Source organism: Cupriavidus sp. MPR-AND1C, assembly GCF_058809705.1.
The window spans coordinates 85,494-99,198 of sequence record NZ_JBXASU010000011.1; the positions used below are offsets into that span (position 1 = coordinate 85,494).

General features: G+C 67.6%; 14 protein-coding genes. 10 read left to right on the forward strand and 4 right to left on the reverse strand.

What is annotated here, in order from left to right; translation table 11 throughout:
* Window positions 1-28: 28 nt before the first annotated feature.
* From AC1RWI_RS09320 to AC1RWI_RS09365, 10 genes are read left to right on the forward strand one after another with little or no spacing between them, the layout of a single operon-like run.
* Window positions 29-1,006, forward strand: coding sequence for a Bug family tripartite tricarboxylate transporter substrate binding protein (locus AC1RWI_RS09320; RefSeq protein ID WP_043354880.1), 978 nt, complete (start codon window positions 29-31; stop codon window positions 1,004-1,006).
* 43 nt (window positions 1,007-1,049) lie between these two features.
* Window positions 1,050-2,213, forward strand: coding sequence for a thiolase family protein (locus AC1RWI_RS09325; protein ID WP_492865877.1), 1,164 nt, complete (start codon window positions 1,050-1,052; stop codon window positions 2,211-2,213).
* Between the two features lie 5 nt (window positions 2,214-2,218).
* On the forward strand, window positions 2,219-2,662 hold the full coding sequence (locus tag AC1RWI_RS09330) for a Zn-ribbon domain-containing OB-fold protein (protein WP_052495269.1): 444 nt from the start codon (window positions 2,219-2,221) through the stop codon (window positions 2,660-2,662).
* 11 nt (window positions 2,663-2,673) lie between these two features.
* Window positions 2,674-3,894: a CaiB/BaiF CoA transferase family protein gene (locus tag AC1RWI_RS09335; RefSeq protein WP_492865879.1), complete on the forward strand. Its 1,221-nt coding sequence runs from the start codon at window positions 2,674-2,676 to the stop codon at window positions 3,892-3,894.
* Window positions 3,895-3,907: 13 nt separating this feature from the next.
* Window positions 3,908-4,942, forward strand: a complete 1,035-nt coding sequence (locus tag AC1RWI_RS09340; RefSeq protein WP_052495035.1) for a DODA-type extradiol aromatic ring-opening family dioxygenase — start codon at window positions 3,908-3,910, stop codon at window positions 4,940-4,942.
* Window positions 4,935-5,597, forward strand: a complete 663-nt coding sequence (locus AC1RWI_RS09345) for an RraA family protein (protein WP_043354885.1) — start codon at window positions 4,935-4,937, stop codon at window positions 5,595-5,597. Before AC1RWI_RS09340 ends, AC1RWI_RS09345 begins: the two co-directional genes overlap by 8 nt.
* Before the next feature lie 5 nt (window positions 5,598-5,602).
* Complete coding sequence (locus AC1RWI_RS09350; protein WP_043354887.1) at window positions 5,603-6,265, forward strand: RraA family protein; 663 nt, start codon at window positions 5,603-5,605, stop codon at window positions 6,263-6,265.
* Between the two features lie 2 nt (window positions 6,266-6,267).
* The gene (locus AC1RWI_RS09355) at window positions 6,268-6,930 is read left to right on the forward strand and encodes a 4-carboxy-4-hydroxy-2-oxoadipate aldolase/oxaloacetate decarboxylase (RefSeq protein ID WP_043354890.1); all 663 of its coding nucleotides are present in this window, start codon (window positions 6,268-6,270) and stop codon (window positions 6,928-6,930) included.
* Between the two features lie 15 nt (window positions 6,931-6,945).
* On the forward strand, window positions 6,946-7,716 hold the full coding sequence (locus AC1RWI_RS09360) for an enoyl-CoA hydratase/isomerase family protein (protein ID WP_043354892.1): 771 nt from the start codon (window positions 6,946-6,948) through the stop codon (window positions 7,714-7,716).
* A 15-nt stretch (window positions 7,717-7,731) separates the two neighbouring features.
* Window positions 7,732-8,154 carry a PaaI family thioesterase gene (locus tag AC1RWI_RS09365; RefSeq protein ID WP_492865883.1) on the forward strand — a complete coding sequence of 141 codons (423 nt, stop codon included), beginning with the start codon at window positions 7,732-7,734 and terminating at the stop codon, window positions 8,152-8,154.
* A 191-nt stretch (window positions 8,155-8,345) separates the two neighbouring features.
* Here the strand turns inward: AC1RWI_RS09365 and AC1RWI_RS09370 are convergent, their stop codons facing one another.
* From AC1RWI_RS09370 to dsdA, 4 genes are all read right to left on the reverse strand, one after another.
* Entirely contained in the window at window positions 8,346-9,872 is a 1,527-nt protein-coding gene (locus AC1RWI_RS09370; protein WP_043354896.1) for an amidase, read from the reverse strand.
* Window positions 9,873-9,947: 75 nt separating this feature from the next.
* Window positions 9,948-11,126 (reverse strand): DSD1 family PLP-dependent enzyme, encoded by a 1,179-nt coding sequence (locus AC1RWI_RS09375; RefSeq protein ID WP_043354898.1) that lies wholly within the window; start codon window positions 11,124-11,126, stop codon window positions 9,948-9,950.
* 135 nt (window positions 11,127-11,261) lie between these two features.
* Window positions 11,262-12,242 carry a Bug family tripartite tricarboxylate transporter substrate binding protein gene (locus AC1RWI_RS09380; RefSeq protein WP_043354899.1) on the reverse strand — a complete coding sequence of 327 codons (981 nt, stop codon included), beginning with the start codon at window positions 12,240-12,242 and terminating at the stop codon, window positions 11,262-11,264.
* Between the two features lie 52 nt (window positions 12,243-12,294).
* A complete protein-coding gene (gene dsdA, locus AC1RWI_RS09385) occupies window positions 12,295-13,650 on the reverse strand; it encodes a D-serine ammonia-lyase (protein WP_492865886.1) in 1,356 nt (451 codons plus the stop codon).
* Between the last annotated feature and the right edge of the window lie 55 nt (window positions 13,651-13,705).

Genomic DNA, 13,705 nt, shown 5'->3' on the forward strand with positions numbered 1-13,705 from the left:
TAAGACAGCGACAGATAGGAGACAAGACATGGCATTCATCCGATCCATCAAGACTACGTTCTGCGTGGCGGCCCTGGGACTGGCGTTTGGTGCCCAGGCCCAGAGCAAGCTTCCCATTCGCCTGTTGGTGGGCTTCGCTCCCGGCGGCTCGACCGACACCGTGGCACGGGTGCTCGCCGACAAACTGCACAGTGTGCTGGGCCAGACGGTGATCGTCGAGAACAGGCCAGGCGCCGGTGGCCGGATGGCCACGGAGGCGCTGAAAAACAGTGCGCCGGACGGGCTCACGTATATGGTCGCACCCAACGCGACCAGTATCTTCCCGAGCCTGCTCTATCCACCGTCGGTGCTCCGGTACGACCTGCTCAAAGACCTGGCGCCGGTGGCAGTGGTGGTGTCCTATCCGTTAGCGCTGGCTGTCAGCACCCGAACCGGCGCCACCAATGTCAAGGAGTACGTGGATTGGGTCAAGAGCCATCCGAAGGAGGGCGTGTTCGGCACCGCGGGGCTCGGTGGCCAGACCCACTTCACCGGATTGCAGTTCGGCAAGGCGGCCGGCGTGCAACTCAACGTCGTGCCGTATCGCGGCAACGGGCCCTTGGCCACGGACCTGCTTGGTGGCCAACTGCCGGCTGCGGTGATGACCGCGGGCGATATCGCACAGCACCAGAGCAGCGGCCAGGTCAGGGTGATCGGCGTGTTCGGCGACAAGCGCTCACCCGTGATGCCGGATGTGCCGACTGTCATGGAGCAGGGCGTCAAAGTTGCGTCAGGCGACGCCTGGGCCGGCGTGTGGGCACCAGGCAAAACGCCCAAGGCCGAGATCGAGCGCATGCAGGACGCCCTTAAACAGGTGCTGGCCATGCCCGAGGTCCGCGGCATCCTGCACAAAACCTCCTTGAACGCGGATTTCCGCCCGGCCGCCGAGCTCGACCGGCTCCAGCGCAAGGAACTGGCCTACTGGGGGCCCGTGATCAAGGCCAGCGGCTTCACCCCCGAGCAGTGAACGCATCCCGCGGCTGCCATCTCACCGAAACTAGAAGAACGCCATGAGTCTGAACGGAAGCGCTTATATCGTGGGGGCCTACGAGCATCCCACCCGCAAGGCGGATGACCTGTCGGTTGTACGGCTGCATGCGGACGTCGCCAAGGGTGCGCTGGAAGACGCCGGCCTGAGCAAGGGCGACATCGATGGCTATTTCTGCGCTGGCGACGCGCCGGGCCTTGGCACCACGACCATGGTCGAGTACCTGGGGCTCAAGGTGCGGCACGTTGATTCGACGGAGTGTGGCGGCTCGGCGCCCATCCTGCATGTTGCGCACGCGGCGCAAGCCATCGCCGCTGGCCGCTGCAATGTGGCGCTGATTACGCTGGCCGGCCGGCCGCGCGCCGCCGGTGCCGCGTTGTCGTTGAAAGCGCCCGATCCCGACGCGCCGGAGCTTGCCTTCGAGCTGCCCTTCGGCCCGGCCACGCAGAACCTCTATGGCATGGTCGCCAAGCGCCATATGTACGAGTTCGGTACCACCAGCGAGCAATTGGCGTGGATCAAGGTGGCGGCGTCCCACCATGCCCAGCACAACCCGCACGCCATGTTGCGCAACGTGGTGACGGTGGAAGACGTCGTGAACTCGCCGATGGTCTCGGACCCGCTGCACCGGCTCGATTGCTGTGTGATGAGCGATGGCGGCGGTGCCTTGATCGTGGCGCGGCCCGAGATCGCAAAGCAGCTCAAGCGCCCGCTGGTCAAGGTGCGCGGCACTGGCGAGGCGCCCAAGCATGCGATGGGCGGCAAGATCGACCTGACATGGTCGGCCGCAGCCTGGTCGGGCCCCGCTGCCTTTGCCGAAGCCGGCGTCACACCCGCCGATATCAAGTACGCCTCTCTTTACGACAGTTTCACCATCACGGTGCTGATGCAGCTTGAAGATCTGGGCTTTTGCAAGAAGGGCGAGGGCGGCAAGTTTGTCGCGGATGGCGGACTGATTTCCGGCGTGGGGCGGCTTCCCTTCAATACGGACGGCGGCGGACTGTGTAACAACCACCCGGCCAACCGGGGCGGCGTCACCAAGGTAATCGAAGCGGTGCGGCAATTGCGCGGCGAGGCGCATCCCGCCGTGCAGGTGAAGCACTGCGACCTGGCGCTTGCCAGTGGCATTGGCGGTGCGCTTGCCTCGCGCCATACCGCTGCGACGCTCATTCTGGAAAGGGTATGAAGACGATGAACACATCCCAGGCCACGCCGGCTCCCAAGTCCGCTGCCGCGCCCGTCGCACCATCCGGCCCGCGCAAGATTCCGGCGCCGCGCGCGCTGCCCGAGAGCCTGCCGTTCTGGCACGCGGCCGACGAAGGCCGTTTGCTGGTCAAGACTTGCGCTGACTGTGGCGAGACGCATTTCTACCCGCGGGACATCTGCCCCCACTGCCTGAGCGACCGGACCGAATGGTCCGGCGCGGCCGGCACCGGCACGGTGTATTCGTTCAGCACCATGGGCCGCGGCGAAGCAGCCTATACGCTGGCCTTCGTGACCCTGGATGAAGGCGTCACGCTGATGAGCAACCTGGTCGATTGCGATCCCGCGCTTGTCACCATCGGCCAGCGCGTCAAGGTGGTGTTCAAGCCAAGCGAAGGCGGACACGCCGTTCCCATGTTCACCCCTGCCTGAGAGGAGCGTCCATGACAGAGAAATCCACGCAGGACAAGTCCGAGCGCAAAGGTGCGTTGTCCCGCTTCACCGTTATCGACGCCTCGCGTGTGCGTGCCGGCCCGACCGCCGTGCGGCTGTTCGCGGACATGGGCGCGCGCGTGATCAAGCTCGAGATCCCGCCCGGCGCGCCAGGTGGCGACGACATGATCGGCGGGCGCGATCACAACCGTGCCGACTACGAAAACTTGCACCGCAACAAGGAAAGCCTGACCCTCAACATGAAGTCGCCAGAGGGGCTCAAGATCCTGCACGAACTGGTCCGGCGCGCGGATGTGTTCATCGAAAACTTCCGTCCCGACGTCAAGGACCGCCTGGGAATCGGCCCCGAGGCGTTGCGCGTGATCAACCCGCGCCTGGTCTATGCCAGCATCTCCGGCTTTGGGCAGGATGGTCCCTATGCAGGCTGGCCGGGCTTCGATTCGATTGCCCAGGGCATGGGTGGCCTGATGAGCGTGACCGGCAAGCCAGGGGAGGGACCGATGCGGGTTGGCATACCGATTGCCGATCTGTGCGCGGGGCACTTCTGTGCAATGGGGATCCTCGCGGCACTGCTGGAGCGCGAAGCATCCGGAGAGGGCCAGTGGGTGCAGACCTCGTTGCTGGAAGCGCAGATTGCGATGCTCGACTTCCAGGCCGCGCAATGGCTGATCGACAAGAAGGTCCCGGTGCAAAGCGGCAACGAACATCCCCTGACCGTGCCGACCGGCGTGTTCGCCACCAAGGACGGCTACCTCAATATCGCAGCGATCGGGCAGACGATGTGGACGCGGTTGTGCGAGGCACTGGAGGTGCCGCACCTGATCGAGGAACCCGGCATGGGTTCCGATCCGGAGCGCGTGCAGAACCGCGACAAAGTCAACGCGGCGATCCAACCCGCGCTGAGCGCGCGCACCACGGCGGAGTGGACCGAACGGCTGCTCAAGGCCGGGGTGCCGTGCGGCCCCATCCACCGTGTCGACCAGGTGTTCGCCGACCCGCAAGTGCAGCACCTTGGCGTGGCCTGGCCGATGCGCCACGCCGAACTGGGTGAGGTGGCGCTGGTGGGCCAGCCAATGCGATTGTCTCGCTATCCCCGCGAGCAGCCGCCGCGGGCCGCCCCGGAGCAGGGTGCCGACACCAGCGACATCCTGAGCGAGTTGGGTTACAGCGCAGCCCAAGTCGCCGAGCTGCGCGCCGCATACGTCGTTTGACAAGGACATACCCATGGCAAGACTCGTCGCCGCTTTCGGCTCTTCCCACAGCATCATGCTGGTTTGCCAGCGTGAAGACTGGCAACACGGCTTTCGCCAGGTCGACCCGAAGAATCCGCACTATTTCGACCGGGCCGGCAACCCGACCACCTACGAGGCGCTGCTGGCCGTAGCTCCGCCAGATGCCGAGGCAATGGTGACCGCCGAGCGCATGGGCGAGCGCTACGACCAGGCCGAAGCGGCCATGGACGAGCTGCGCGAGCGCATCCGTGCCGCCCGGCTCGATGTGCTGCTGGTGGTGGGAGATGACCAGACCGAGCTGTTCCGCACCACCAACAACCCCGCCTTCGCCATTTACTACGGCGAGACCATCCGCAATGCAAAGCGCGACGTGAGTCCGTCCGACGGCTGGTACAAGAAGGCCCGCATGGCCCGCCAGGAGCCCGATGCCGACCGCGACTACCCGGTCAACGCCGCCATGGGCCGCTGGCTGATCCGCGAGCTGTGCGACCGCGATTTCGACATCGCCGCCATGGACGGGCTGGAGCGCGGCCAGTTCGAAGGCCATGCGTTCTCGTTTATCCACAGGCGCTACCTGCAGGGCTTGGACCTGCCTGTGGTGCCAGTCATCGTCAACACCTTCGATCCGCCCAACCAGCCCACGCCGCGCCGCTGCATCCAGCTGGGCGCTGCGCTGCGCCAGCTGATTGCGGCCTATCCCGAAGATCTGCGCGTGGGTGTTCTGGCCTCCGGGGGGCTGAGCCACTTCGTGGTGGACGCCGAGCTGGATACCGCCATCATCGAGGCCATCCGCAGGAAGGACACCACGTTCCTGGCGTCGCTGGATCCGCGTCAGCTGCAGGCGGGCAGCTCGGAAATCCGCAACTGGCTGATCGCCGTGGAGGCGGTGCGCGACCTCGATCTCGAATGGGTTTCCTATGTGCCGGGTTATCGCACACCTGCACTGACCGGCACCGGGCTGTGCTTTGCGGCCTGGCGGACCCTGGACTGCAGTGCCAAACCTGACCATACCAACGACCATGAGTGAATCCGAATCCTACGTACAACGCCTGCGCCGGCTCGACTGCTGCGCGGTGTCAGACGCGCTCGACAAGCTACAACTGCCGGGCACCGTGACCGGCCTGCAGCAGCGCTCCGGCGCCGGACGCATTGCCGGACGGGCCATCACCGTCAAGCTGGGCACTGGCGCGCCGCCGCCCGGGCCGGCCCGCCATCTCGGCTGCACGGCCATCGAGCAGGCAGGCCCAGAGAACATCATCGTCGTCGAGCAGCGCACCGGCGTGGAGGCCGGCAGCTGGGGCGGGCTGCTGTCGCTGGGGGCCAAAGTGCGCGGCGTTGCCGGCATCGTGGCGGATGGCCCCGTGCGCGATATCGACGAAGCCATCGATTTCGAATTTCCCGTCTTTAGCCGCGCGCTGACCGCCTTTACCGCGCGCAGCCGCGTGGTGGAGCAGGGCACCAATGTCGCGGTGCAGGTCGGCAACGCGACGGTGCAAGGCGGCGACTACGTGGTGGCGGACCGCAGTGCCGTGATCTTCATTGCCGCGCGCGACATTGTGCGCGTGCTGGAGACGGCCGAAGCCATCGTGCGCAAGGAGGCTGTGATGGCGAAAGCCATCCTGGCCGGCACGCCCATCGGGGAAGTCATGGGTGGCAACTACGAACACATGCTGAAAGGTTAGAAGACATGAGCGACCAACAGGACATCAATGTCGCACGCGCCGGCAAGCTGGACACGGCCACGCTGAGCGACGCGCTGGACAAGCACGGCATCGCCGGCCAGTGCTACCGCATCAAGGCACGCGGCGATGGTTTCGCCACGGCGGGCCGTGCCTACACGCTGCTGTACGGCCCGGCATCCAATCCGCCCGGCACCGTGGGCGATTACATCGACGACGTGCCGCCGGGCAGCGTCCTGGTGCTTGATAACGGTGGGCGCGACAACGCCACGGTCTGGGGCGACATCCTCACGGAAATCGCACACCGCCGCGGCATTGCCGGCACCGTCATCGACGGCGTGTGCCGAGATGTCGCCCTGTGCCGCCAGCTAGGCTACCCAGTGTTCAGCAAGGACCACTGGATGCGCACGGGCAAGGACCGGGTCCAGGTGGAGGCCACCAACGTAGTGGTCAATATTGGCGATGCGCGCGTGCAGCCGGGCGACATCCTGCGTGGCGATGCCGATGGCGTGGTGGTCATCCCGCGTGAACACGAGGCGGCGGTGCTAGACACCGCCGAGCAGATCGAGCACGCGGAAATCGCTATCCGCGAAGCCGTGCGCGGCGGCATGCGCCTGGACGAGGCGCGTCACCAGTTTCGTTACCACCAGTTGCAGACCAAGGGAGCCTGATCATGGCGGAACACGACGCAGCCAGCACCACGATTCGTGAATTCGTGCGGGTCAGCCCCAAAGTTGTCGAAGCCGCGCGGGCGCTGCCCACTGCGACGCTGCACGAGGCCGGTGGCAAGATCGGGGTGATCCCGCCGGCCATCAAACCCGTGGCGCCGGGTTTCCGTATCTGCGGCCCGGCACTGACCGTCCATTCGCCCGGCGGCGACAACCTATGGCTGCACCGCGCCCTCGATATCGCCCAACCCGGCGACGTGCTGGTGGTGCACGTGAGCGGCGCCTACGAGCACGGCTACTGGGGCGAGATCATGACCACCGCAGCGAAGGTGAAGCAGCTTGGTGGGCTGGTCATCGACGGATGTGTGCGTGATGGCGTGTTGCTGGAGGAAATCGGCTTCCCGGTGTTCGCACGCGGCCTGTGTATCCGCGGCACGGGCAAGGACTATGGCGCGATCGGCTGGCTTAATGCGCCGGTGCTGATCGGCGGCGCCCGCGTGGAAGCCGGCGACCTGGTCGTGGGGGACCGGGACGGTGTAGTTGTGGTGTCGCGCGCCCGCGCCGGGGAGGTCGTAGACAAGGCCCAGGACCGCGAGGCCACTGAAGCCGCCATTCTCAAGCGGGTGGGGGCGGGCGAGGCCACCATGCGGATTTACGGCTTTCACTGAGCGGAGCCGGATTCCATGACCGAGACCCCGCAAGGACAGCCGCCCGAACTGGTAGTCGACGGGCATGTCGCCGTGATTACGCTGCGCCGGCCCGACGTCGCCAACCGCCTCGAACCCGAAGACCTCGACTTGCTGCGCGAGTACCTGGAGGCGGTGAACGCTGACACCCGGGCCCGGGTGCTGCGTATCGAAGGGCAGGGCCGGCACTTCTGCAGCGGCTTCAATGTCGGCCGCCTCGGCGGGGCCGATGTCGGTGCCCGCTTCGAAGCACTTGCCAACGCGCTGGAGCAGGTGCGGCCAGTCACCATTGCCGTGCTGCACGGCGGCGTGTACGGCGGCGCCACTGACCTGGCGCTGGCGTGCGACTTCCGGTTCGGCGCCGCCGGCGCCGAGATGTCCGTCCCGGCCGCGCGGCTGGGCCTGCTGTTCTACCGCGGCGGCCTGGAGCGCTATGTCACGCGGCTGGGCCTGGCCACGGCCAAGCGCATCCTGCTGATGGCCGACAAGTTCGATGCGGCGGCGATGCTGGCTTGCGGGTACCTGGACCGGCTGGAGGACAGCCAGCAGGCGCTGCATGCGCTTGCGGCCCAGGCGAGCGAAAACCTGGTCGGTATGGCACCGCTGGCGCTGCTTGGCATGAAGAAACACCTGAACCGCATCGCGCGTGGCGAACTCGATACCGCTGAGCTGGCACAAGATATCGCTGTGGCCGATGCTTCCGACGACCTGCGCGAAGGCGCACTGGCATGGCGGGATAAGCGTGTTGCGCGCTTCGCCGGCCGTTGATTTGGAACGCACACGATGAGCGACAGCAACTATTTCACGCGCATGCAGCGCGGGCTAGCATCCGCGCCGGCTGTCGCCGGACTGCTTGGAGGCGTAGTCCGCGTCGCCGACCTGGAGGCGGGCACGCTGGAATCCGACTACATTGCCACCCGCGCATTCCTCAATCCGGCCGGTCAGGTGCAGGGCGGCATGCTGGGCGCCATGCTGGACGACGTGACCGCGATGCTGGTCACCGCGACGCTGGCCGACGGCGAGTTCTGCACCACGCTGAACCTGAATCTCTCCTTCCTGAGGCCGGCGCAGGCCGGCCCGCTGCTAGGGCGGGCGCGCCTGGAGCGGCGCGGTCGCAACGTCTGCAACGTGGTAGGGGAACTGCGGCAGGACGGCCAGGTGGTAGCAATCGCGACGGCTATCTGCATGTTGGTCCGGCCAGCGTGAGCGCGCATTGCACGAGCGATGCGTTCCTACATCGCCGGCTTAGCTTCGTCAGGCTGTCTCCCGGCGATGTCATCGTCACCGGCACGCCCGGCGGCGTCAGCCGCCGGAGTTGATGAACACGATATCCGTAACGTCTGGCGCCAGATCCCCGTTTACTCGGGGCCGAATTCAACAGCCTGCTAGACGGCCTGCTAGACGGCCGATACGGAAGCGGCACCGCCCGACGAGCCATCCAGCACCGGCGGCGCGGTGACGATCGACTTCAGCCCGGGCTGCGCCGCGCGCAACTGGTCCAGCCGCGGCAGCGGACGGCGCAGTGCCGCCGACCCTGCAAAGGCTTGCTCCATGGCATGCGCCACGCCCAGCGTATGGTGATCGGCGCGGAAGCGGCCCACCACCTGCAGCCCGAACGGCATGCCGGCATGGTCCAGGCCGCAGGGCAGGCTGATGGCGGGGTGGGTGGTGAGCGTGACCACATAGGTAGGGGCCAGCCAGCGGTAGTAGTTCTCCTGCTTTTCGCCGTTGATGGTCTCGGCGTAGAGGTTGGTCCACGGGAACGGCGACACCGGCGTGGTTGGCGACAGGATCACGTCGTAGTCTTCAAAGGCGGCCTGGAAGCGGCCCAGGATGCGCGTCTGCTCGGCTTGCGCCCAGGCGCTGTCGCTCAGCGACATCGCCGCGCCCATCTCATAGTTGGCGCGCGTGTTTGGGCCCAGGCTCTGCGGATCGCGCTGATAGGCCTCGCGCGTGCCGGCGACAAAGCTCTCGGCGCGCAGCACGTCGAAGCAGCGGTGCGCGTCGCCCAGGTCGAACTGGATCTCGTCGCAACTGCGGAACAGGTGCCGCATGGCGGCGATCTTGTCGCGAAAGACCTGCCGGATCTGGTTGTCGACCGCGCACACGCCGAAATCCTCGGTCCAGCCCACCCGCAGCGAGCCCAGGTCGACATTGGCGGGCAGCAGGAACGACATCGGGTCGAGCGCATAGGTGAGCGGGTCGCTGGCCGAAACGCCGGCCGAGGCCGCCAGCTGCAGGCAGGCATCGGCCACGGTGCGGCCCATCGGGCCGACTACGGAGATGGGCGTCCAGCCCAGCAGCTTGCGCGAGCTCGGCACCACGCCAGGCGACGGGCGGAAGCCCACCACGCCGCATTTGGCCGCGGGGATGCGCAGTGAGCCGCCGGTGTCCGAGCCGGTGCAGACCGGCAGCATGTCGGTCGCCAGCGCGGCAGCGGAGCCGCCCGAGGATCCCCCCGCATTCAGGTTGGGGTTGAAGGGGTTGCCGGTGGCGCCCCACACCGCGTTGCGCGAATTGGCGCCCGCGCCCATCTCCGGGATGTTGGTCTTGCCGGTGACGATGGCGCCGGCCGCGCGCAGCCGGGCCACCAGCACGTTGTCGGCGCTGGGCACGTTGTCGCGGTACAGCGGCGAGCCATAGGTGGTGAGCAGTCCGGCCGTGGCCTCCAGGTCCTTCACGCCCAGCGGCAGGCCGTGCAGCAGGCCCAGCGGCGCGCCGTCGAGCACGGCGCGCTCGGCCGCGCGGGCTTCTTCGCGGGCGCGCTCGTAGCAGGTGGCGGTGATGGCGTTGATAAAGGGGTTGACCGCCTCAATGCGGGCGATGCACGCCTCAAGCAGTTCAACCGGCGAGATTTCCTTGCTGCCGATCAGGCGGCGCAGCGCCACGGCGGATTGAGCAAGCAGGCTATCGGTCTGGGTCATGGTGAATTCTCTGGCAGGTAGGGGGAAAGCGCCGCGCCGGCATGGCAGGTGCGGCGGCGTTGCATCCGGATCGCGCTAGCGGCTCAGCCCGCGCGCCGACACCGGCCACAACGAGTCCACGGCTTGCCCGCGCACGCCAACGATCTCATCGTACAGGTTGAGGGTGGGGTCGCAATGGCCTGGCACCAGCAGCACCTGGCTGCCGAGGCCCGGCAGGCCCGCCGCGCTGGTGCCGGGCACGGGCTCGACGATGCCGTGCTCGTCGTTGGCTGCCACATAGGCCAGCGCGTGGTCCTGGCCATTGGCGCCCCACACCAGCGGCAGGCCAGAATCCACCGCCATCGATTTCAGGCCCGCGTCCAGCACGACGCGCGGCGAGGGCCGCGTTGCCGCCGCCACGCTCATCACGGTGGTGGCGATAAACAGGCTGTGCTCGAAACGCAGCGCGCCGCCGTAGTCGTTGCGGCCGTAGTCGGCGTCCATGAAGACATAGGAGCCGGGCTGGATTTCGGTATAGACGCCGCTCTTCAGGTCGAACTCCACGCTGCCGGTGCCGCCGCCCGTCACCGTGGCGCAAGCCACGCCGGCCTCGGCCAGTTCGGCGACGATGGTGGCGGTACGCGCCGCGGCATCGGCTGCAGCCTGCCGGCGCGCAGCGTAATCGCGCACATGCTGGATGCCGCCGTGATACGCCTGCAAGCCGCGGAACGCTAGTTGCGGGTGCGCGCCGATGGCTTGAACGAGGCGCAGCGCGGCAGGCGCATCGGCCACGCCGCAGCGTCCCTGGCCCACGTCGATCTCGACGAACACCCCGATGTGGCTGCCGGCCTGCGCGGCGGCTTGCGCCAGCGCGGCGACCTGGCGCGCGTCATCCACGCAAACGCTCATCCGCGCATGCCGCGCCAGGCGGGCCAGCAGCGCGGCCTTGGCCGCCCCGGCAATCTCGTTGCTGATATGGATGTCCCTGACGCCCGCCTGCACGAACGGCAGCGCCTCGCTGACCTTCTGGCAGCAGATGCCGGCCGCGCCGCGCGCGATCTGCGCCAGCGCTATCTCCGGGCATTTGTGCGCCTTGGCATGCGGGCGCAGTTGCACGCCCGCGCGGTCGGCGGCCTGCTGCATCTGCGCCAGGTTGCGCTCAAAGGCATCGAGGTCGAGCATCAGCGCCGGCGTGTCGATGGTGGCCGCGGGCTGGCCGACGATGGCGCAGGCGCCAAGCTGCAGGGTGGCGGAAGTGGAGTCGGGGAGCGTCATATGGCGGGCTGTCTTGGGCTGTCTCGGATCGTTCTGGATGGCATGGCGCCGCTTCGGGGGCGGCGGTGCTTGCGATGATGTGGGCTGGAGGCGGGCGCTGTCAAACCGAGCCCGCCACGGGCCATTTGCGTGCGCTCAGTCCGCCGTGATGTTGGCACGTTGCGCAATGGCGCGCATGCGCGGCAGTTCCTTGGTGATCAGCGCGGTCACCTCCGCGCCCGTGCCGTATGACGGCTCGAAGCCATTGTCCAGCAGCTTCTTGCGCGTGTCCGGGTCGGCCATGGTCGCGGCCAGCGCCTTTTCCAGCTTCGCCTTCACCTCGGGCGCCAGGCCGCGCGGCGCCACCACCGCCAGCCAGGTATCCATATCGGTACCCGGGTATCCGCTTTCCGCCACGGTGGGCACGTCGGGCAGCAGGGATGAGCGCTTGGCAGTGGTGACCGCAATGGCCTTGACCTTGCCGGCGCGGATCTGCGGCACGGCGGCCGAGACGGTATCCACCGAGAATGGGATCTGGCCGCCGATCAGGTCGGTCATGGCCGGCGAGCTGCCGCGGTAGGGCACGTGCAGCATCTTGATGCCAAGATCGTTCAGCAGCATTTCGCCGGCGAACTGCGCGGTGGTACCCGTGCCGAACGAGCCGTAGGAGAATTTTCCGGGGGATGCCTTCACCGCCGCGGCGAGCTGCTTGAGGTTGTTGACCGGCACATCGCGGTTGGCCAGCAGGATCAGGCCGGTGCGCCCGGTCAGCCCGATCGGCTCGAAGCTCTTGAGCGGGTCATAAGGCAGCTTGGGATGGATGGCCGGATTGACCGTGAATGTGGTGCCCGAGCTGACCAGCAGCGTGTAGCCATCCGGCGCGGCCTTGGCCACCAGGCCGGCGCCCACGATGGTGCCGGCGCCCGGCCGGTTGTCGATCACCACGGTCTGGCCCAGGTGGTCGCCGAGCTTCTTGGCCAGCAGCCGGCCGATCACATCGGTCGCGCCGCCGGGCGGGAAGGGGATCACCATCTGGATCGGGTGCGTGGGGTAGGCCTGGGCCAGCGCGCTGCCGGCGGGCACCGCCAGGCAACAGGCGGCCAGGCATGCAAGCTTGAAGGTATGGACGGGTTTCATGCTGACTCTCCTGCGTGCGACGTTTGGGGGATGGATGATGGCGGTGAGCGGCTCAGGCCGCTAGCGCGGCCGCCTTGTCCAGAAAGCCTTGGTACTCCGCTGGCGGCACGAACAGCCCGCCGGTGGTCCACACCAGATGCGTGGCTTGCGGCATCATGGTTTCGAGCTGGTGCCGGGCCAGGTAGTCGCGCCCCGCCGGGCTCTCGCACAGCATGCGCGGCCCGCTGAAGCCGGCCGCGGCCGAGGGCTCGATGCGCAGCCCTTGCGTGCGCCATGCCAGGGCCAGGTGCTCGAACAGGGTATCGTCCGCCACCGTGAACACGCCGGACAGCAGGGGGCGCATGACGCCTGCGGCCAGCTCCGAAGCGCGCGGCACGGCTAGCCCGTCGGCCTGCGTGCTGTTGCTCAGGCCAAAGTCATAGACGGACGGATTGCCCGCGCCAGCCATCATCTGCACCAGGAAGCAGGGCGACTGGACCGGCTCGGCAAACACGCAGTGCACGTGCGGCCCAAACAATTGCCGCATGCCGAAGGTGATGCCGGCCGGCGCGCCGCCCACGCCGCAAGGCAGGTAGACGAAGAGCGGGTGCTCGGCATCGACGCGGATCGCGTGCGCGGCCAGTTGCTGGCGCAGGTGCAGCGCCGCCGCGCTGTAGCCGAGCAGCAGCGACAGAGAGCGCTCGTCGTCCACGAAGTAGGTGAACTCGTCCTGCTGCGCCTGGCGGCGGCCGGCGGCGACGGCGTCCTCGTAGTCGCCGGCATGCTCCACGACTTCCACGCCACGGTTGCGCAGCCGCGCCTTCTTCCATGCCTTTGCATCCGACGACATATGCACGGCCGCGCGAAAACCCAACGCCGAGGCCATCACGCCAATGCTCAGACCAAGGTTGCCGGTGGAACCCACCGCCACCTGGTAGCGCCCGAACAAGGCGCGCGCCGCGGGCTCCCTCAGTGCCAGGTAATGCTCGGGCTCGTTGCGGCCAGGGCCAAGCAGGCCATGGCGCAGCGCCAGGTTCTCGGCAAACTCCAGCACCTCGTGGATGCCGCCGCGCGCCTTGATGGAACCTGCGACCGGCAGGCTGTGGTCTGCCTTGACCCACAGCCTGCCCTGGCTGTGTGGCAGCCCGAGGGCCGTCTGCATCGATGGCACGGCCACCAGGGGCGACTCGATGACGCCATGGGTTCTGGCCAGCTCGGGAAACAGCGCCGATAGCAGCGGGGCAAAGCGGGCAAAGCGCGCCTGTGCGGCCTCGACATCAGCTAGACTAATGCTGTGTTCGCCTGCGGCCTGGACGGGCGGCGGCGTCACGGCGCGCGCCGGATTGCACCAGAGCAACGGCGTGGCGGCGGCCAGGCTGGCGCGCAGCGCTGCGGCAGCGTGCGGGCCGGCTGCGGTTGATGGGTTCATGGCTAAAGGCTGGTTCATCGGAAAGGGATAGGCTGCTGCGGGTTCCTGGGTGACT